This is a genomic window from Micromonospora sp. R311 (genome assembly GCF_056780015.1).
On the sequence record NZ_JBSWCE010000005.1, the window covers coordinates 1 to 19632 of the forward strand.

Annotated in this window: 17 protein-coding genes and 1 pseudogene; 9 read left to right on the forward strand and 9 right to left on the reverse strand. The window is 73.4% G+C overall.

Annotated features, from left to right (window positions below; genetic code table 11):
- Window positions 1–455: 455 nt before the first annotated feature.
- Both AC1WTP_RS05095 and AC1WTP_RS05100 read right to left on the reverse strand, forming a co-directional pair.
- A pseudogene (locus AC1WTP_RS05095) lies at window positions 456–701 on the reverse strand (hypothetical protein); the annotation flags it as partial.
- Between the two features lie 38 nt (window positions 702–739).
- Window positions 740–2377 carry an ABC-F family ATP-binding cassette domain-containing protein gene (locus tag AC1WTP_RS05100; RefSeq protein WP_481648095.1) on the reverse strand — a complete coding sequence of 546 codons (1638 nt, stop codon included), beginning with the start codon at window positions 2375–2377 and terminating at the stop codon, window positions 740–742.
- A 62-nt stretch (window positions 2378–2439) separates the two neighbouring features.
- Here AC1WTP_RS05100 and AC1WTP_RS05105 point away from each other — a divergent pair, with 62 nt between their 5' ends.
- The 3 genes from AC1WTP_RS05105 (at window position 2440) to AC1WTP_RS05115 (ending at window position 4083) form a co-directional block, all read left to right on the forward strand.
- Window positions 2440–3210, forward strand: coding sequence for an ROK family protein (locus tag AC1WTP_RS05105; RefSeq protein WP_481648096.1), 771 nt, complete (start codon window positions 2440–2442; stop codon window positions 3208–3210).
- An 89-nt stretch (window positions 3211–3299) separates the two neighbouring features.
- Window positions 3300–3668 (forward strand): tetratricopeptide repeat protein, encoded by a 369-nt coding sequence (locus AC1WTP_RS05110; protein ID WP_481648097.1) that lies wholly within the window; start codon window positions 3300–3302, stop codon window positions 3666–3668.
- Window positions 3669–3828: 160 nt separating this feature from the next.
- Complete coding sequence (locus AC1WTP_RS05115) at window positions 3829–4083, forward strand: Smr/MutS family protein (protein ID WP_013736060.1); 255 nt, start codon at window positions 3829–3831, stop codon at window positions 4081–4083.
- Window positions 4084–4158: 75 nt separating this feature from the next.
- On the opposite strand, the gene AC1WTP_RS05120 is transcribed toward AC1WTP_RS05115, so the two are convergent.
- From AC1WTP_RS05120 to AC1WTP_RS05150, 7 genes are all read right to left on the reverse strand, one after another.
- Window positions 4159–5973: a multicopper oxidase family protein gene (locus AC1WTP_RS05120; protein WP_481648098.1), complete on the reverse strand. Its 1815-nt coding sequence runs from the start codon at window positions 5971–5973 to the stop codon at window positions 4159–4161.
- Between the two features lie 230 nt (window positions 5974–6203).
- Window positions 6204–6641 carry an SRPBCC family protein gene (locus AC1WTP_RS05125; protein WP_481648099.1) on the reverse strand — a complete coding sequence of 146 codons (438 nt, stop codon included), beginning with the start codon at window positions 6639–6641 and terminating at the stop codon, window positions 6204–6206.
- An 11-nt stretch (window positions 6642–6652) separates the two neighbouring features.
- Window positions 6653–6868, reverse strand: coding sequence for a hypothetical protein (locus tag AC1WTP_RS05130; protein ID WP_481648100.1), 216 nt, complete (start codon window positions 6866–6868; stop codon window positions 6653–6655).
- An 86-nt stretch (window positions 6869–6954) separates the two neighbouring features.
- Window positions 6955–7554 (reverse strand): SRPBCC family protein, encoded by a 600-nt coding sequence (locus AC1WTP_RS05135; RefSeq protein WP_481648101.1) that lies wholly within the window; start codon window positions 7552–7554, stop codon window positions 6955–6957.
- Between the two features lie 51 nt (window positions 7555–7605).
- Window positions 7606–9105 carry an MFS transporter gene (locus tag AC1WTP_RS05140; protein WP_481648102.1) on the reverse strand — a complete coding sequence of 500 codons (1500 nt, stop codon included), beginning with the start codon at window positions 9103–9105 and terminating at the stop codon, window positions 7606–7608.
- Between the two features lie 100 nt (window positions 9106–9205).
- Complete coding sequence (locus AC1WTP_RS05145) at window positions 9206–9772, reverse strand: TetR/AcrR family transcriptional regulator (RefSeq protein WP_481648103.1); 567 nt, start codon at window positions 9770–9772, stop codon at window positions 9206–9208.
- A gap of 149 nt (window positions 9773–9921) precedes the next feature.
- A complete protein-coding gene (locus tag AC1WTP_RS05150) occupies window positions 9922–12342 on the reverse strand; it encodes a M28 family peptidase (RefSeq protein WP_481648104.1) in 2421 nt (806 codons plus the stop codon).
- A gap of 229 nt (window positions 12343–12571) precedes the next feature.
- On the opposite strand from AC1WTP_RS05150, the gene AC1WTP_RS05155 reads away from it, so the two are divergent.
- From AC1WTP_RS05155 to AC1WTP_RS05180, 6 genes are all read left to right on the forward strand, one after another.
- Complete coding sequence (locus AC1WTP_RS05155) at window positions 12572–13816, forward strand: PP2C family protein-serine/threonine phosphatase (RefSeq protein WP_481648105.1); 1245 nt, start codon at window positions 12572–12574, stop codon at window positions 13814–13816.
- The gene (locus tag AC1WTP_RS05160) at window positions 13813–15564 is read left to right on the forward strand and encodes a sensor histidine kinase (RefSeq protein WP_481648106.1); all 1752 of its coding nucleotides are present in this window, start codon (window positions 13813–13815) and stop codon (window positions 15562–15564) included. Before AC1WTP_RS05155 ends, AC1WTP_RS05160 begins: the two co-directional genes overlap by 4 nt.
- A complete protein-coding gene (locus AC1WTP_RS05165; RefSeq protein WP_481648107.1) occupies window positions 15561–16013 on the forward strand; it encodes a response regulator in 453 nt (150 codons plus the stop codon). The genes AC1WTP_RS05160 and AC1WTP_RS05165 overlap by 4 nt, the downstream gene beginning before the upstream one ends.
- Window positions 16006–16815, forward strand: coding sequence for an inositol monophosphatase family protein (locus AC1WTP_RS05170; RefSeq protein WP_481648108.1), 810 nt, complete (start codon window positions 16006–16008; stop codon window positions 16813–16815). Before AC1WTP_RS05165 ends, AC1WTP_RS05170 begins: the two co-directional genes overlap by 8 nt.
- Window positions 16816–17009: 194 nt before the next feature.
- Entirely contained in the window at window positions 17010–18026 is a 1017-nt protein-coding gene (locus AC1WTP_RS05175; RefSeq protein WP_481648109.1) for a coiled-coil domain-containing protein, read from the forward strand.
- 36 nt (window positions 18027–18062) lie between these two features.
- Complete coding sequence (locus tag AC1WTP_RS05180) at window positions 18063–19616, forward strand: fused MFS/spermidine synthase (protein ID WP_481648110.1); 1554 nt, start codon at window positions 18063–18065, stop codon at window positions 19614–19616.
- Window positions 19617–19632: the final 16 nt, after the last annotated feature.

Below are 19632 nucleotides of genomic sequence, written 5' to 3' on the forward strand. Positions count from 1 at the left end.
ATGCTCAGCCTCGGCGGCCACCGACCCCAGCTACCCCACCGATGACCACCAACCCACACATCCGTCACAAGACCCATTTTTATGATTCTGAGGCATCAGCCTCATTCGCAAGGTGGTGCTCCGGCCGGGAGGGGCCGGGCGCCCGGAGCCACAGAGCGGGCCAACGCTTGCGGGTCCTGGGCTATGAGACGCAGACGGGCCCACGAGGCGCGCTGGTCCCTGGCCACGGGGCGTTCGGGGCCGCGAGGGGCGCTGGTCCCTGGGCGATGGGGCGTTTGGGGCCGCGAGGCGGGCGGGCCTGGGCCACGAGGCACGCGGTCCGGGCCACGGGACGCATTTCCCCGGGCCAAGGGGGTTCGGGTAGGTTGCAGCCGGGAAGGCGCTCAGCCGGCGATGCTCCGCCGGGGACGGCCAGCGGCCCGCATCCGCTGTCGGGGCGGCGGGGTGGCCGGCTTCGGCCGCTTCAGGTGGTAGCGGTGCAGCTCGTTGTTGCCGGGCAGGGACGGGTCCTCGCTCATCGCGACCAGCTCCCAGCCCTGGTCACCGGCCCGGTTCAGGTGGGCCAGCGCGGTGTCGCCGTAGGGCGTCACGTCGACCATGGAGCCGTCCGGGCCGTACCAGACGAAGACGACCTCCCAGCCGAGGTCGTTGGTCGCCGCCTGGCGACGGCGGACCAGCAGCGCGTACTCCCACTTGAGCATGGGGTCATTGTCACCCGCCGCGAGCGGGTCGGCACGGATCAGTCCTCGGCGATCCGTCCGGCGTCCACCCGCAGCCGCCGGTTGGTCGCCACGGCGTCGAGCATCCGCCGGTCGTGGGTGACCAGCAGCAGGGTGCCGGGGTAGCTGGCCAGCGCGGATTCCAGCTGCTCGATGGCCGGCAGGTCGAGGTGGTTGGTCGGCTCGTCCAGCACCAGCAGGTTGACCCCGCGCCCCTGCAACAGGGCCAGCGCCGCCCGGGTCCGCTCGCCGGGCGACAGCGTGGCCGCCGGGCGCAGCACGTGCGCCGCGCGCAGGCCGAACTTGGCCAGCAGGGTACGCGCGTCCGCCGGCGACAGCTCCGGTACGGCGGCCCGGAACGCGTCGATCAGCGGCTGCCCGCCCAGGAACAGCCCCCGGGCCTGATCCACCTCGCCGACCACCACCCCGGGGCCGAGGCTGGCGTGCCCGGCGTCCAGCGGCAGCCGGCCGAGCAGGGCGGCCAGCAGGGTGGACTTGCCGGAGCCGTTCGCCCCGGTGACCGCGACCCGGTCGGCCCAGTCGATCTGGAGGTGTACCGGCCCGAGGGTGAAGCCGCCGCGGCGTACCACCGCGTCGCGGAGCGCGGCCACGACGGCGCCGGCGCGGGGTGCGGCGGCAATCTCCATCCGCAGCTCCCACTCCTTGCGCGGCTCCTCGACCACCTCCAGCCGCTCGATCAGCCGCTCGGTCTGCTTGGCCTTGGCGGCCTGCTTCTCGGTCGCCTCCGACCGGAACTTCCGGCCGATCTTGTCGTTGTCGGTGGCCTTGCGCCGGGCGTTCTTCACGCCCTTCTCCATCCAGGCCCGCTGGGTCCGGGCCCGCGCCTCCAGCGCCGACCGGGTGTCGGCGTACTCCTCGTAGTCCGCCCGGGCGTGCCGGCGGGCGACCTCGCGCTCCTCCAGGTAGGCCGCGTAGCCGCCGCCGAAGTGGTTGACCTGCTGCTGGGGCAGGTCCAGCTCCAGCACCCGGGTGACGGTGCGGGTGAGGAACTCCCGGTCGTGGCTGACCAGCACCGTGCCGGCCCGCAGCCCGGTGACGAACTGCTCCAGCCGCTCCAGCCCGGCCAGGTCCAGGTCGTTGGTCGGCTCGTCGAGCAGGAAGACGTCGTAGCGGCTGAGCAGCAGCGAGGCCAGCCCGGCCCGGGCCGCCTGGCCGCCGGAGAGCCCGGTCATCGGGTGCTCCAGATCGACCGCGAGGCCCAGCTCGGCGGCCACCTGCTCGGCCCGCTCGTCCAGGTCCGCGCCGCCGAGGGCGAGCCAACGCTCCAGCGCCTCGGCGTACGCGTCGTCGGCGCCCGCCGCGCCGGCGGTGAGCGCCTCGGTGGCGGCGTCCAGCGCGGCCTGCGCGCCGGCCACCCCGGTGCGCCGGGCCAGGAAGCCACGGACCGTCTCGCCGGGCCGGCGCTCCGGCTCCTGCGGCAGGTGCCCGACGCTCGCGCTGGGCGGGCTGAGCGTGACGCCGCCGGCCTCCACCGGCAGCAACCCGGCGAGGGTACGTAGCAGCGTCGACTTGCCCGCCCCGTTCGGCCCGACCAGGCCGATCACGTCGCCCGGAGCGACCACCAGGTCGAGCCCGGCGAAGAGCGGACGGTCGCCGTGTCCGGCGGCCAGGTCCTTGACGATCATCGTGGCGCTCATGAGGACGCGAGCCTATCCGCCCGGGCGCACGCGAGCCGTCGGCACCGGGCAGACTCGGCGGAGTGGTGACCACACTGGCGATCGACTGCGGCGGCGGCGGGATCAAGGCGTCCGTGCTGGACGAGGCGGGCACGATGCGGGCCCGGCCGCTGCGGGTGCCCACCCCGTATCCGCTGCCGCCGGCGCTCTTCGTCAAGACGCTGCTGGACCTCGGCGCCCGGCTGCCCGCGGCGGACCGGCTGACCGTCGGGATGCCCGGCATGATCCGGCACGGCGTGGTGGTGGCCACCCCGCACTACGTGACCCGGTCCGGCCCGCGCAGCAAGGTCCTGCCCGAGCTGCTCGCCGAGTGGTCCGGGTTCGACGCGCGGACCGCCCTCGCCGAGGCGTTCGGGGTGCCCGCGCTGGTGCTCAACGACGCCGAGGTGCACGGCGCCGGGGTGGTCGCCGGGACCGGCTGCGAGCTGGTGCTGACCCTGGGCACGGGGCTGGGCAGCGCGCTCTTCGACGGCGGGGCGCTCGCCCCGCACCTCGAGCTGTCGCACGCCCCGGTGCGCTGGGGCACCACCTACGACACGTACGTGGGCGAGCCGGAGCGCCGCCGGCTCGGCGACGCGTTCTGGTCCCGCCGGATCCGGCAGGTGGTGGAGGGGCTGCGCCCGGTGTTCCGCTGGGACCGGCTCTACCTGGGCGGGGGCAACTCCCGGCTGATCCGGCCCGAGCAGCTGGCCCGGATGGGCGACGACGTGGTGGTGGTGCCGAACAGCGCCGGCATCGTCGGCGGCGTCCGCGCCTGGGAACTGGCCGCCGGCCGGCACGGCGCCACCGCCTGAGCCGCCCGACGGTTCGGGGAACAGTCGCGGTACGGCCGGTGTTGTGCCAGCGTCGGAGGAGTGGCGGCGCGAACGAGGGGGTGGGTGCAATGGATCTTCTGGCCGAGTACCGGCGGGCGACCCTGTTCTTCGAGACCGGTGACCCGACCGGAGCGGCCCGGCTGCTCGAACCGATCGTCGAGGCCGAGCCGGGCAACGCCTCGGTACGCCAGCTGCTGGCCCGGGCCTACTTCCAGTCGGCCCAGCTCAACCGGGCCGAGGAGCAGCTGCGGGAACTGGTCGACCGGGACCCCAGCGACCATTACGCCCACCACGTGCTGGGCCGGACGCTGGAGCGGCTGAACCGGCACGCCGACGCGCTGCGGCACCTGCGCATCGCCGCGGCGATGCACTCGGAGAACGACGACTACCGCACCGCCCTGCGCCGGGTCGAGACCCGGGTCGCCGGCGGTCGGTGACGCGGAGACCGGGCGACGCGCCCGGGCGGTCGCAGGGACGGGGCAGCTCGACAGGGCTGCCCCGACCTGTCTCCGCGGACCGCCGGGTCCGCGCCCGGTCCGCCGCCCCGGCGCGGCCTACCATCGAGTCCATGGGACCTGACCTGCCGGTGGGTGCGGCGTGAAGCTGAAGCTGGACCTGCACGACATCTTCAACAAGGGCCATGACATCGACCGCGCGCTGCGCGGGATCATGGACGAGGCGGTGGCCAAGAAGGCCACCCTCGTCGAGATCATCCCTGGCAAGGGCTCCGGCCAGCTGAAGAAGCGGGTGCTGCGGTTCCTCGACCAGAAGGACGTCAAGCAGCTCTACCACCGGGTCGAGAAGGACTCGAAGAACTTCGGCCGCCTCTTCGTCCACTTCCGCTGGAAGTAGCGGCGGCATCCTCACCACCCAAGCCAGCCGAACGGCCCGCGGCGGCGAGCCCATCGCCGGTGCCACAGGCCCGCTTCACCAGGCTCGCGCCGGTACGACGTCGGCATATGCCAGGTGCATGATCATTCCGTTGGCGGCGTGTCGGAAGTTGTGGCAGTGGTCCATCCACACGCCGGGGTTGTCGGCGGTGAACGCGATGTCGAAGATCTGGCCGGGGCTGACGTTGAGGGTGTCGGTCCACCAGGGGCTGCCGGTGGTCGGTGTGCCGTTGCGTGCCAGTACGAGGATGCGGTGTCCGTGCAGGTGCATCGGGTGGTCCATCAGGCTGCGGTTGACGACGCGCATGCGTACGCGGTCGCCTTCGGTGACCATGAGTGTGGGCACTGACGGCGCGGTCCTGCCGTTGATCAGGGTGGTGTAGGTGGGCGTGCCGGCGTGGTAGGCGAAGCCGTCCTCCAGTACGACGTTGAAGTTGCGGTCGAAGCCGCCGGCGGCGAGGGCTGGCGTGGTGGCCGGGGCGGTGCCGTAGGTCGCGGGGTCGAACAGGGTGCCCCGGCCTGCTGGGGCGGGGGTTGGGCTGCCGGTGGGGCTGAGGACGAGTGCTGCGTCGTTGGGTGTCTCGCCGGCGTCGATGCGGATGGTGACGGCGGTGTCGGGCATCGTGAAGGCGATGTCAGCGCGGCCGCCTGCGGCCAGGAGCAGGTCTGTTGCGGCGGGCAGTTCCGTCGGGCCGGTGATGGGGTTTCCTTCGATGCTGGTCACGGTGAACGGTGTGCCGTGGGTGGTGAGCCGTTGTGGCTCCTCGGAACTGTTGATCAGCCGAAGGCGCGCCGGTTCGCCTGCCGGGACCTGGATGGCGCGTGGTGTGTCGTCGCGGTCGAATGCCGCGATGGGGTCGTCGCCGGCGGGCCACAGGTGCGTGAAGGCGATGTGCTCGGAACTGTCGTGTGGATCGCCTTCAGCGGGTTCGACGATGAGCGCTCCGAACAGTCCGCGTTGCACGGTGCGGTCGGAGTCGCGGTGGGTGTGGTACCAGAAGGTTCCGGCGCGGTCGGGGATGAACCGGTAGACGTGGCGGCCGCCGGGCATGACCGGTGCCTGGGTGAGGTCGGGTACGCCGTCTTCGGCGTTGGGGACGTCGACGCCGTGCCAGTGCACGGTGACCCCTTCGGTGACGTCGGAGTTGAGCAGCGTGACCTCGAGCAGTTGTCCCTGCCGTACCCGGATCTGCGGGCCGGGTGCCTGACCGTTGAACGTGAGCGCGTCGATGGTGCGTCCGGAGCTCAGCCGCAGTGTGCTCTTCGCCGCGGTGAGCGTTCTGCTGACGTCGGCGGGAGTGCCGCGGGGTCCGGTGAGCTGGTCGATGCTGCGGGTGCCATGCCCGCCGACGTGGTGGCCTTGTGCCGGCCCGCCGCCCCAGTCCATGGGGCCGGCGGCGTGGTGGGCATGACCCTCGGTGGCGCCGGGCGTGACGGGGTTGAGGGCGTAGGCGCTCCATGCCAGTAGGAGCGCGGTGAGGAGGCCGCCGGCGGCGAACCACGGAACGCGTCCGGCTCGGGGCAGCGCCCCGGCCGCGCTGGCCCGGTGGCGCCAACGCACCAGCGTCGCCGATCCGGCCGCTGCTGCGCCGAGCAGGGCGATCTCGATCGCCAGCACGATGGCGGTGTCCTGTGGGCCAGCCGGGGCGTATTGCAGGTAGGCGGCGATCAGGGTGCCCGCGGTGGCGGTCTGGACCGCGGTCGCGGCGCGGGTGCGACTGTGTCCACTGCCGGTGGTGGCCCGGGTTGCTGTGATCAGGGCCCAGACCGTGGGAATGGTCGCTGCCGGCAGCCCGAGGATGATGCGGTCGCTGGCGAGATCCCAACCGCCGGTCAGCAGCAGCGCGGCCACGATGAGCCGGGCCGCGGTGAGCCCTGCGGTCAGGTGAAGGTTGCGGCGCATCGGGCGGGCCGCGTCGGCGTTGTAGGCCAGTCGTACGGCGTGGCGGCCGGCCAGGACGGCGGTGACGGCTGCGGCGGCGGCCAGGAGCAGGTCGATGATGAACAGCGGCTCGTACATGGCAGGTCCCCTTCTGGGAACGGTCCGGCGCCCACGGTGGTGCCGTGGGCGCCGGAGGGTTGTCAGGGGGTGGACTCAGCGGCGGTCTTGAGCGCGGCGAGCCAGGCGGTCAGTGAGGAGATGAGGGCGGCGCGCATGCCGTCGGGGTCGGCGGCGACCGGCGGGCCGTCCCACGACTCACTCGTGCGCACGATGACTCCGGCGGGTGTCTGCTCGAAGGTCCACGCGTGGACACCGTCGATGCCGTGTGCGGGTCCGCCCCAGACGATGCGCCGCATCGGGTGGACCTCGCCGATGGTGGAGGTGATGGACAGCCCATGCGTGTGCCAGTCGAAGGTGCTGCCCACCGCGACCGGGCCGGACAGCTGCGCCTGGGTGATGTCCTGCTGCCAGGTCGGCCACGCGTCGATGCGGGTGTGCAGTTGCCACACGGTGTCGAGGGGGGCGTCGATGACGGTCGACAGGTCGACGATGATCTGGGCGTTGCGGTTGACGTCCATGACGATTCCTCTCAGTCCCACAGCGAGATGGCGGCGGCGGCGATGCCGAACGGCAGCAGCAGCCATGGCTCGGCCAGGATGAACAGGGCGGTGACGATCAGGGCCGTGTACAGCAGGGCCTTCGCGGTGCCGCGCTGCCGGCGGCGCTTGAGCTTCTTGACGGTTCTGTCCTCGGTGCCGGCCAGCTCGGCCGCGGCGTCCAGGCTGACTTCGGGAGCGGTGCTCACTTCTTCCTCCTCGTGTACGAGTAGTCGATCACTCACTGCGATGGTGTGGGTTCCTGGTGGTGCGTGCTGCTGGGGGTTGGCGCCGATCACCGTCGGTTGGCCGCCTCGGCGGTCGCCTTGAGGGCGGCGAGCCAGGAGGTCAGTGATGCGGTTAGCGCGGCGCGCATGCCTTCAGGGTCGGCGGCGATCGGTGGGCCGTCCCAGGACTCGGTGGTGTGCACGACGACTCCGTCGTGGGTCGGGGTGAAGGTCCACACGTGGACGCCGTCGATCCCCAGCGCTCGCCCGCCCCACACGATGCGCCGCAGGGGGCGGACCTCGCAGATGGTGGAGACGATGGGCAGCCCGTGGGTCTCCCAGGCGAACGAGCCGCCCGGGCGCAGCGGGCCGGTCAGCTTGGCCCGGCTGATGTCCTGCTGCCAGGACGGCCACTGGTCGATACCAGTGTGCAGCTGCCACACGGCCGCCAGCGGGGCGTCGATGACGATGGACAGGTCGACGATGACCTGGGCCTGGCGGTCGACGTCGACGTGGACCTGCCGCGCCGCGACCGCGAGGGTGGCGGGGGTGTGGCCGGGCTGGGCGGCGGCGGGCTCGGCCAGGGCCGCGATCGTGGTGGCGGCAACGGTCGCGTACAGCAGGCCTTTGACGGCCTGGCGGCGGTTGAGTGCGGTGTTCCTGTTCATGGCGGACCTCCTCGATCAGAGTGGTTGATTACTCACTAACTCGGTAAGAGTTCAGGCTGCTGGCCGGGAGCCGCTCTCCTGCCCCCCGGGCGTGGCGGCAGCGAACTGGCCGGCAGGGCGAGAGCCCCGGGCGACGATGGCGGTGAGCGCGACGGCTGCGGCGACGATGCCGGCGGCCACGAGCAGCGCCGCCCGGAAGCCCTCGTTGAGGGCGATGGCAGGTACGGCGCCGTTGATGCTGTCGGTGCGGCTGGCGGCCACGGCGGTCAGCGCGGCCAGGCCGAGCGCGCCGCCGATCTGCTGGGTGGTGTTGATGAGCCCGCTGGCCAGTCCGGACTCGGCGTCGGTGATGCCTTCGACGGAGCTGACCGTGAGCGCGACGAACGTCGCCGCGAGGCCGACACCGACGACGAGCGAGGGCCCGAGCAGAGCGCTGACGAACCCCGCGTCGGCGGGCATCCGTGAGAACCAGACCAGACCCGCGGCGAAGGCGGCGAGGCCCGCGAGGGTCACCGGCTTGCTGCCGATGCGGGTGACCAGCGGGGAGATCAGGCCGGCGGCCACGACCAGGGTGCCGGCGACGGGGAGCTGGGCGAGGCCGGTCTGCAGCGGCGTGTAGCCCAGGACCTGCTGCATCGACAGCGACAGGAAGTAGAACAACCCGAACATCGCAGCTCCGACAAACAGCATCGTCACGTTCGCGCCGAGGACGGTGCGCAGCTGGAAGATCGCAAACGGCAGCAGGGGAGAGGTCGCGCGGTGTTCGATGACGACGAACGCGCCGAGCAGGACGGCGGCGGCCGCGAAGACCGCCAGCGTCGTCGGTGCGGCCCAGCCCGCCGACTCCGCTTCGACGATCGCGTACACGGCCGCGGTCAGGCCCCCGGTGACCGTGGCCGCGCCTGCGAGATCGAAGCCGCTGCGCCCGGCGTGCCCACGGCTTTCGGGGATGAGCCGCAGACTCAGCAGCGCGGTGGCCGCCCCGATGGGGACGTTGATGAACAGGACCCATTCCCAGCCGAGCGCGTCGGTGATGACCCCGCCGAGCAGGACGCCGGCCGCGGCGCCGGAGCCGGCGACCGCACCCCAGACACCGAGCGCCTTGTTGCGTTCGGCGCCCGCCGGGAAGATCGTGGTCAGGATCGACAGCGCGGCGGGCGCGAGCAGCGCCCCGCCAAGCCCTTGCGCAGCCCGTGCGGCGATGAGCTGCCATGCCGTGGAAGCCAGCCCGCCGGCCAGTGAGGCTGCGGCGAACAGCACCAGGCCGGCCACGAAGACGCGCCTGCGGCCCAGCAGGTCGGCCAGCCGGCCGCCGAGCAGCAGGAAGCCTCCGAAGGCCAGCACGTAGGCGTTGATGATCCAGGACAGGTTCTCCGGCGAGACCCGCAGCTCGTCGCCGATCGACGGCAGGGCGATGTTCATGATCGATGAGTCGAGCACGACCGCGAACTGCGCGACGGCCAGCAATGCCAGGACGGCCCAGCGCCGCCGCCCGGCGCTGCCGACGACCGTCAGCTCGGCGGCCGGGGCGGCGACGGTGGCGCCGCTCATCTCGGTGATGGTCCTCACTTCTCGACTCCCTAAATAGAGTGGTTGATTACTCACTGCTGGTGCCGAAATGGCGCGGCGGTCATGGCAACCGCCGCGCTGGTCAGTGACGCAGGCCGGTCGACAGCGTCCTGGCCCAAGGGGCGTCCACGTCGTCGGCGCCCATGGTCACCACCACGTTGCACAGCGCGCCCATGGCGATGAACTCCTGCAACTGCTCGTCCGAGGCGCCCGAGACGCTGCGGGCGTACTCCACCACGCGGGAGTAGCCGTGCCGCACGGCCTTGCGGACCTCCGGGACCGACACCGCCGCGCACTGTGCGTGCATCTGGACCAGCAGCAGATCCTGATCTCTGATCAACTGCGCGTACGCGCCGCCCATTGCCGACAGCACCGCCTCGGGGGAGCTGCTGGTGGCGGCCGCGGCGCCCTCGGCGAGGCTCTCGCGGAACCGGTCGAAGGTGCGCTCGACCACTGCCGCGAACAGCGCTTCCTTGTCGGGGAACAGCCGGTACAGGTACGCCTGCGATATCCCGGCCGCCTTCGCGACCTCGACCGTGGTGGTGCCGAAGTAGCCGCGCGCCGCGAATGCCCCGATGGCCGTGGACAGCACTTCCTGACGGCGGTCTTCAGCGGTTGACAAGGTGCGGGGCTTCGTGGAGGGCGACATGTGAGTAGTTAACCACACACTTACGTCGGGCCGCAACACCTGAACTCCGGCGGGGTCCTTTCTCCTAGCGTGGTGACCGACGGGCGCCAAGGCGGCGGATGCCGCCGGGCGGGAGTGGCCACGGGTGCGACGGCCACTCCCGGTGCCGGTCAGAGCGGATAGGTGCGGGCGACCGCCAGCATCTCCGAGCTGTGCGAGCCCACCACCCCGACGTCCGGCGGGCGGGGCCGGAACCCGGGCAGCGCGTCCAGGCCGTCGCTGGCGTCCATCGCGCGCAGCTGCACCCGCTCCGCCTTCGGCGCGAGGGTCAGCGTGACCTCGATGCCGTCGGCCGGCGGGGCGTGGAAGACCACGCCGAAGCCCCACCTGCCGTCCCGCGCCTCGACCGGCACCGACCGGCCGGCCACCTCGGCGCGCAGCACGGTCGCCGTCGCCGAGTCGACGTGCAGGCTGGCCAGGCGGACCCCGCGTTGCGGGGTGAGCTGCAGCCGCAGGGTGCGCTCGGCGCCGGCGGTGCTGTCGGCCAGCACGTCCAGCTTCGGCGCGGGCAGGTTCGCCGCCTGCGCCGGACCGCCGAGCAGCTCGCCGTCGCCCAGGCCCGGGAAGTCGTCCGCCACCGAGACCCGACCGTCCACGTACTGGCTGGTCCAGGGCTGCGGGTCGGCCTCGTGGCTGAGCCACCGGGCCTGGCCGGTGCCGGCGTCGAGGGCGTACATCAGGTGGGTGGGCGCGGGGTGCGCGGCGTCGAACCGGTCGACGGTGAGCCCGACCCCGGCGAACACCACCGCCGCGAACGCGGCGGCCCCGGCCGGCAGCGCGCCGAGCCGGCGGGCGCGCAGCGCGACCAGTCCCCGCTGGCCACCGGCCTGCGGGTGCAGCAGGTCCACCACCGGCAGCGCGGCCAGCCCGAGCAGCACCGCGACCAGCGCGGCCACCCCGCCCATCGCCATGCCGAGCGCCGGGAAGAGCAGCACGACGGTCGGCAGCAGGATCACCACGGCCACCGCGCCGGCCACCGTCACCGCGAGCACCGGCCACGGGCCGTCGAGCCGGGTGGACAGCGCCACCAGCCCGCCGAGCGCGCCGGCCAGGGCCGGCAGGCTGAGCAGGTACGCCCCGCCGGGCACCAGCACGGCGAGCAGCACCCCGAGCAGGGCCAGCCAGCCCAGCGCGCCGACCGCCAGCGCGGCCGGGCCGATCCGGCGGCGGGTCAGCGCGTACCAGGCGAACAGGATGGCGACGGCCAGCGCCACCACCGCCAGCCGGTACCAGGTCGGCCGGTACGGGTCGAGCAGTTCGGCGTAGCCGGGCCGGATCGCGGTGACCGCCGCCCAGAGCAGTTGGGCGGCCACCGGGGCGGCCACGATCGGCACCAGCGTCAGCGCGAAGCCGGCGGCCAGCCGGCGCCCGCTGGCGCGGTCCCGCCGGCGGGTCAGCCAGCCGAGGGCGACCACGGCGGCCAGCGCGAGCAGGGCCAGCGGCAGGGTCAGCCAGCCGGGGTGGTGGACCAGCCCGCCGGGCACCGGGAAGTAGGTGGCGTCTTGGCCCGCGCGCAGCGTGCCCAGGTCGACCCGGCCGAACTCGCGGGCCAGGCCGAGCGCGTTGTCGCCGTGCTGCTGGAGGCTGGCCCGGTCCAGCGCGGCCGGGGTGTCCAGCGGGGTGTGGTAGATCGCCCCGCCGTCGATGTACGCCGAGTTCAGCCCGACGAAGTCTTCCGCCAGGAACGCGGTGAAGTCGGTGTCGTTGGGCAGCGCCCGGTAGATCTCCACCGCGAACGAGGTGCCCACCGGGTGCGGCGCGGCCCGCCCGAAGACCTCCACCAGCTTCGCGTTGTTCCGCGACGTCTCGAACATGATCACCGGGCCGGTGGAGCCGCGGGCCTCCAGGTTGAGCACCACGCCGCCGTCGCCGGCCAGCGGGTGGCTGGCGGCGAAGGCCGAGGCGCCGCAGAGGCACGCCTCCTCGGCGTCGGTGAGCACGAAGACGATGTCGTTGCGCGGTCGGGGCCCGGCGGCCAGCGCCCGGGCCACCTCCAGGATGGCGGAGGTGCCGGCGGCGTCGTCGTTGCCGCCCGGGCCGGTCTGCACCGAGTCGTAGTGGGCGACCAGGAAGACCCGGCCGGTCGGGTCGGTCCCCGGCAGCCGGGCCACCACGTTGCGCACCCGGGCCAGGGCGGCGCCGCCGGCCGCGCCGCTGAGCTGGCCGGCCTCCGGGGCGACGGTGTCCTGCACCTCGGTCTCCAGGCCGAGCCCGCGCAGCACCCCCTCGACGTGGGCGCGGACCTGGTCGTTGGCCGGGCTCCCCGCCACGTGCGGCCGGGCGGCGATGACCTTGACATTCTCGTACGCCCGGTCGGCGCTGAACTCGCCCGCCGGGGCGTCGGCCGGGCGCGGCGCCGGGGTGCGCAGGTCGAGCAGCGTGCCGGCGCCGACGGCGAGCAGCGCGGCCAGCGCCGCCGCGGCGGCGAGCAGCCGGCGGCGCGGCCGGGCGAACGCCCGGTCGGCGGGGAGCACGGGCGAGCCGGGGCGGGCCGGCGCATGATCCGGCGCGGGGGTGGGGGGTGCGCCCACGGGAACTCCTCGGGATGGGACCAGGGTGGGCATCATCCTGCACCGCCGCGGCCGGCAGCGGGACCACCGATCCGCCACGGATCCGGTTTGTCCGTCAACGGGTGGTGATCCGGCCCATCCCGCCCCGCGCCGGGTCCGTCGTGTTGTGTGCGACCGTTGTCTAATACAGGATCAGCAGGGCACTCGGAAGGAGCCCGACATCACCAGCGAACTCCCGCGTCTCGCGGCGGTGACCCGGCCGTACCGGGGGACCGGTCTGGCCGGTTCCTCCGTGGTGCCGTACCCGCACGGCGGCCTGGGACGGCACCCCAACCTGCCGCCCGGTGAGCGGCTGCGGGTGCTGCTGGTCGAGGACGACGAAGGGGACGCCTTCCTGGTCGGCGAGCTGCTCGCCGAGACCAACTCGATGATCGACCTGCTGGTCGCGACCAGCCTGAGCGAGGCCCGGCAGCGGGTGATGGGCGTGGACTGCGTCCTGCTCGACCTCGGCCTGCCGGACGCGCAGGGGCTGGACGGGCTGCGGCAGGTGCTGGAGATGGCCAGCGGCGCCGCGGTCTGCGTGCTGACCGGCCGCTCGGACGAGCACCTGGGCATCGTGGCGGTCGCCGAGGGCGCGCAGGACTACCTGGTCAAGGGGCAGGTCGACGGGGTGCTGCTGACCCGCGCGCTGCGCTACGCCGTGGAGCGCAAGCGGGCCGACGAGAACGCCCGCCGGCTGCGCGAGGTGGAGCTGCGCCAGGCCGAGTCGGCCCGCCTGGAGCGCGGCCTGCTGCCGCAGCCGCTGATGACCACCGACCAGGTCGCGGTGCACGCCTTCTACCGGCCGGGCCGGCACGCCGCGCTGATCGGCGGGGACTTCTACGACGTGGTGCAGACCCGGCCGGACCGGCTCGACCTGATCGTCGGCGACGTCTGCGGGCACGGCGCCGACGAGGCGGCACTCGGCGTCGAACTGCGGGTGGCCTGGCGGGCCCTGATCCTCGCCGGGGTGCCGGACGACGAGGTGCTGCCGGCGCTGGAGCAGGTGCTGATGAGCGAGCGCCGGTTGCAGGAGATCTTCGCGACCGTGGCCACCGCCCGGCTCGACCTGGACGCCAACCGGGCCACCGTGCGGTTGGCCGGTCACCCGCCGCCGCTGCTGCTCTCCGGCGGCCGGGTCGCGCCGGTGCCGGCGCCCGGCGGCCTGCTGCTGGGCGTACGGCCGCGCCGGCCCGTGGCCTACGACCTGGCCTTCGACACCGATGACTGGTCCCTGTTGATGTACACCGACGGCCTGATCGAGGGCCGGATCGGCGAAGGCGACGAGCGCCTCGACGTGCCCGGCCTGAGCGACCTGCTCGCCGATCTGGCGAGCCAGCAGGTGCCGCTGCCCGAGCTGCCGGCCTGGCTGGTCGGGCGGGCCGAGCAGCTCAACGGTGGCCCGCTCGCCGACGACGTCGCCATGCTGCTGCTCAGCCGGGGTGGTGGCCGGTGACCGCGAACACCCGCGGCTGGACCCTGCGCCAGCGGGTCGTCACGCTGCTCGTCGTGGTCGGGCTGCTGCTGGTCGGCCTGGCGGTCGCCGAGGCGTCCGTGGCCGCCCAGAACCGCGCCAAGACCGACGCCGTGCTCAACAAGACCACCCCGCTGCGGGTGCAGTCGCAGGAGCTGCTCAACGCGCTGCTCGACCAGGAGACCGCGGTGCGCGGCTTCGCGGTCAGTGGTGACCGGGCCGACCTGGCCCCGTTCGACGCCGGGGTGAAGCTGGAACGGGACCGGGTCGTCTCGATGCGGGCGTTGCTGGACGACTACCCGGAGATCGGCGAGGAGCTGCGCCAGGTCGAGAGCCGGGCCGAGCAGTGGCGGCAGTCGGTCGCCCTTCCGGTGATCACGACGACCGAGCGGAGCGGCACGGCAGCCGGGCAGGCGCTGGTCACCGACCAGGCCCGCCAGCAGTTCGACCAGGTCCGCGCCGCGGTGAACGCCCTGCAGGAGGAGATCTCCGCCGCCCGGGACCGCAGCGCCCGGGACGTGCAGCGGACCGGCAACCTGCTGGTCGTCCTGCTGATCGTGGCCGCGCTGGTGGTGGTGGTCACCGGGGTCTTGCTGCTGGTCTCCCTGGACAAGATGGTGGTCCGCCCGCTGACCGCGCTCGCCGACCAGGTGCGCGAGGTCGCCGAGGGCGACTACCAGCACGGCATCGACGGCGCCGGCCCGCCGGAGTTCCGGCAGCTGGCGGAGGACGTGGACGCGATGCGGCGGAAGATCGCCGCGGACCTGGCCGAGGTGCGCGAGGCCCGGGAACGCATCGAGTGGGTCAACAGCCAGCTGCAGAAGCAGGCCGAGGAGCTGACCCGGTCCAACCGCGACCTGGAGCAGTTCGCGTACGTGGCCTCGCACGACCTCCAGGAGCCGCTGCGCAAGGTGGCCAGCTTCTGCCAGCTGCTCCAGCGCCGCTACGCCGGGCAGCTCGACGAGCGGGCCGACCAGTACATCGCCTTCGCGGTCGACGGCGCGCAGCGGATGCAGCGCCTGATCAACGATCTGCTGGCCTTCTCCCGGATCGGGCGGCTCACCGCCGGTTTCACCGAGGTCGACCTGAACAAGGTGATGGGCGACGTGGCCGGGCAGACCGAGGCGGCCCTCCAGTACGCCGACGCCGAGCTGACCTGGTCCGAGCTGCCGGTGATCCGCGGCGAGGAGCCGCTGCTGACCAACCTGCTGGCCAACCTGGTCAGCAACTCGGTCAAGTTCCGCCGTCCCGACGTGCGGCCCCGGGTGCACGTGTCGGCCCGCCTGGTCGGCGACGAGTGGGAGATCACCTGTCAGGACAACGGCATCGGGATCGAGCCGGAGTTCGCCGACAAGATCTTCGTCATCTTCCAGCGGCTGCACGCCAAGGACGCCTACCCGGGCACCGGGATCGGCCTGGCGATCGTCAAGAAGATCGTCGAGTACCACGGCGGCCGGGTCTGGGTGGACACCGAGGTCGAAGAGGGGACCGCGATCCGGTTCACCCTGCCCGCGCTGCCCGAGGACGTCGCGGCGGCGACCGTGGCCACCGAGGCGCCGGACGACGCGCCGGTGACGGCCGAGGGGGAGCCGGCGACCGGGCCGGACGCCCCGGCCGGCGAGGTCGTGCCCGAGCAGGCCGGAGGGGCCGAGGAAGAGCAGCCGGCGGACGGCCCCCCGGCCGCGCCGGACGAGGGTAGAACGGGTGGCATGAAGGAGACCGTGGGATGACCGCGCCGGCAGACGGCAAGAGCCCGATCGAGGTCCTGCTCGTCGAGGACGACCCGGGTGACGTGTTGATGACCCAGGAGGCGTTCGACGAGCACAAGCTCCGCAACCGGCTGACCGTGGTCTCCGACGGCGCCGAGGCGCTGGCCTACCTGCGTCGCGAGGGCCAGTACGCGGACGCGGTCATCCCCGATCTGATCCTGCTCGACCTGAACCTGCCCAAGCGGGACGGCCGGGAGGTGCTCGAGGAGATCAAGAAGGACGAGCAGCTCTGCCGGATCCCCGTGGTGGTGCTGACCACCTCGCAGGCCGACGAGGACATCCTGCGCAGCTACCAGCTGCACGCGAACGCGTACGTCACCAAGCCGGTGGACTTCGAGCGGTTCATCTCGGTGGTCCGGCAGATCGACGAGTTCTTCGTCAGCGTGGTGAAGCTGCCGCCGCGTGGCTGACACCCTGCTCGACGACGTCGGCGGGCTGCTGCGCGAGACCGCCGACCAGGTCGTGCTGCCGCTGTTCCGCAAGCTGGACGATGCCGACGTGGCCGAGAAGGCGCCCGGCGAGATCGTCACCGTCGCCGACCGGCGGGCCGAGGAGGTGATCTCGGCGGCGCTGCGCCGGCTGCGCCCCGGCTCGGTGGTGGTCGGCGAGGAGGCGGTGGCCGACGACCCGGGCCTGCTGCGCCACCTGCGCGGGACGGGTGACGTCTGGCTGGTCGACCCGGTCGACGGCACCTCGAACTTCGCCGCCGGCCGCCGGCCGTTCGCGCTGATGGTGGCGCTGTTGACCGACGGCGAGCCGGCCGCCGCGTGGGTGCTCGACCCGCTCGCCGACACGCTCGCCACCGCCCGCGCCGGCGAGGGCACCTGGCTGGACGGGCGGCCGCTGCGGACCAGCCGGGCGGCGCCGCCGGTCGGTGAGCTGCGGGGTGCGGCGATGACCCGGTTCCTGCCGCCGGCCTCCCGGGCCACCGTCGACACGGGGGCCGGACGGTTCGGCGAGCTGCTTCCCGGCCAGCACTGCGCCGGCCGGGAGTACCTCGACGTCCTCCTCGGCGACCAGCAGTTCGTGCTCTTCTGGCGGACCCTGCCCTGGGACCACGGCCCGGGCACGCTGCTGGTCCGGGCGGCGGGCGGGGTGGCCCGGCGCTTCGACGGCACCGACTACCACCCGGCCGACGAGGGGCGCGGGCTGCTGGTGGCCGCGAACGACGCGATCTGGACCGAGGTCCGCGACGCGCTTCTCGGCGGCTGACCGCGGCGGTCCGCGACCGGCTGGACACGCGCTGTCGAAGATCGATGACGTGGCGGCTCGCGGGCCTGGTCAGGGCTCGCCGTTCCGGTATCCTGACCGCCGGTCTCCGCCAGCAGGCCGCCGACCGGCGCCGGCGGTGACCGCCGCCGCGCAGCGGTACCACGGGGGCCGGCGGCTGACGGAAGGATGCAGTCGTGCCCAGGACCAAGCCCGTCGGGCGTCGTGGCCGCCGCCCGCTGATCGCCCTGCTCGCCGCCCTCGCGCTGCTGCTCGGCATGGGCGCCGTGCCGGCGTACGCGGAGCCGAACGAGGGCGGCACCAAGAAGCTGCGGGACGCCCTGGAGGCCACCGCGAAGGCGCACCTCGAGGCCAAGTCGAAGCTCGACAACTCCAAGCGCCGGCAGAAGGCGCTGGTGGGCGAGCTGGTCGGCCTGGAGGCCCGGTTGGCTGACCTGTCCGTCCAGGTCGCCGAGGTGGCCGCGCAGTCCTACCGGGTGGGCCGGCTCACGCCGGCGTCGATGCTGCTCAACAGCGCCTCCCCGGAGGCGTTCCTGGAGCGGGCGGCGAACCTGGACCTGATGGCGCAGCGCGACAGCAAGCGGCTGCGCGAGCTGGCCGAGGCGCGCGAGCAGGCGCGGCAGGCCAAGATCGCGCTCGACGCCGAGGTGCGCGAGCAGCAGAAGCAGCTCGCCGTGATGGCGAAGAAGAAGAAGGAGGCCGAGGCCGCCCTGGCCGCGGTCAGCTCGGGCGGCAGCGGCGGCTTCAGCGGCGCCAGCTCCAGCTCGGCGAAGCCGGCACCGCGCAACCCGGACGGGTCCTGGCCGTCGGAGTCCTGCTCGGTCGACGACCCGACCACCTCCGGGTGCATCACGCCGCGCACCCTCAACGCCCTCCAGCAGACGAAGGCCGCCGGCTACAAGCGCTACGTCTCCTGCTACCGCAGCGGCGGCTCCGGCGAGCATCCGAAGGGTCGGGCCTGCGACTTCTCCGCCGCCGCCGGCGGGTTCGAGGATCGGACCGCCACCGGCGGGGACAAGGCGTACGGGGACAGCCTGGCCGCCTGGCACGTGCGCAACGCCAGCCGGCTCGGCGTGCTCTACGTGATCTGGTACCGGCAGATCTGGCACCCGGGCACCGGCTGGCGGTCCTACAGCGGCGGTGGCAGCCCGGCCGCGGACCACACGAACCATGTTCATCTCTCGATGTACTGACCCGGAGCGCCAGGTTCGCTGCGTACCATCGCGACGGTGAGCTCCCCATCGCCCGACGTCGCGGTCCCGCCCGCGCGGCCCGAGCCGGCGACCGGCCGGGCCCTGCCCAACGGCCTCGCCGCGTTCCTGGTCTTCTTCTCCAGCGGCGCCGTCCTGGTGCTGGAGACGGTCGCGCTACGCCTGGTCGGCCCGTACGTCGGGGTGACCCTCCAGGTGACCAGCTCGGTCATCGGCATCGCGCTGGCCGCCATCGCCTACGGGGCGTGGTCCGGCGGCTGGCTGGCCGACCGGCGGGATCCGCGCACGCTGCTGGCGCCGGCACTGGTGCTGGCCGGCATCGCCACCGCGGTCACCCTGCCGGTGGTCCGGTACGCCGGTGAGGTGCTGCGCGGCGGCGCGGCGACCGCCATCCTGCTGCTCGTCGCGCTCGCCGTCTTCGTGCCGGCGGCGCTGCTCGCCGCGGTCACCCCGCTGGTGGTCAAGCTGCAGCTCGCCGACCTGCGCCGCACCGGCCAGGTGGTCGGCCGGCTCTCCGGCATCGGCACGCTGGGCGGCATCACGGCCACCCTGGGCACCGGGTTCGTGCTGGTCGCCGCCCTGCCCAGCACGGTGATCCTGTTCGCCCTGGCGGCCGCGCTCGGCGTCACCGGGCTCGCCCTCGGGGTCCACCTGCGCCGCCAGGACCGCACCGCCACGCCCGGCCCGGCCCGGGCCAAGGCCGCGCTGGCGGTGCTCGGCCTGGTCGGGGCGGGGCTGACCACCGTCGCCCCGAACCCGTGCGACATCGAGACGGCGTACCACTGCGCCCGGGTCGAGGCCGACGCAGACCGGGGCACCGGCCGGACCCTGTTGCTCAACTCGGCCCAGCACTCCTACGTGGATCTCGCCGATCCGACCCACCTGGAGTACGCCTACACCCGGTGGATCGGGGCGGTGGCCGACGTGGTGGCGCCGCCGGGGCGGCGGCTGGACGCGCTGCACCTGGGCGGGGGCGGGTTCACCGTGCCGCGCTACCTGACCGCGACCCGGCCGGGCACCGACAACGTGGTCTTCGAGATCGACGGCGGCCTGGTCGACCTGGGCGAGCGCGAGCTGGGCGTACGCCAGGGGCCGGATCTGCGGGCGGTGGTCGGTGACGCCCGGATGCTGGTGGCCGGGGAGCCGGGGGACAGCCGTGACCTGGTGGTCGGCGACGCGTTCGGGCACCTGGTGGTGCCCTGGCACCTGGCCACCCGGGAGATGGCCGCGGAGATCCGCCGGGTCACCCGGCCGGGTGGCGTCTACGTGCAGAACGTCATCGACTATCCGCCGCTGCGTTTCATCCGCAGCGAACTGGCCACCGTCGCCGCCGAGTTCCGGCATGTCGCCCTGGTCGCCCCGCCGGCCGCGCTCGCCGGCGAGCAGGGCTCCAACTTCCTCATCGTCGCCTCCGACGCCCCGCTGCCGCTGGACGCGGTGCGGGCCCGGCTGGACACCCTCGAGGAGCCGACGAGCCTGCTGACCGGCGCCGAGCTGGACGACTTCGTCGGCGACGCGCTGGTGCTCACCGACGACTACGCCCCGGTGGACCAACTGCTGGCCACCGCCTGAACGGGTGACATCACTG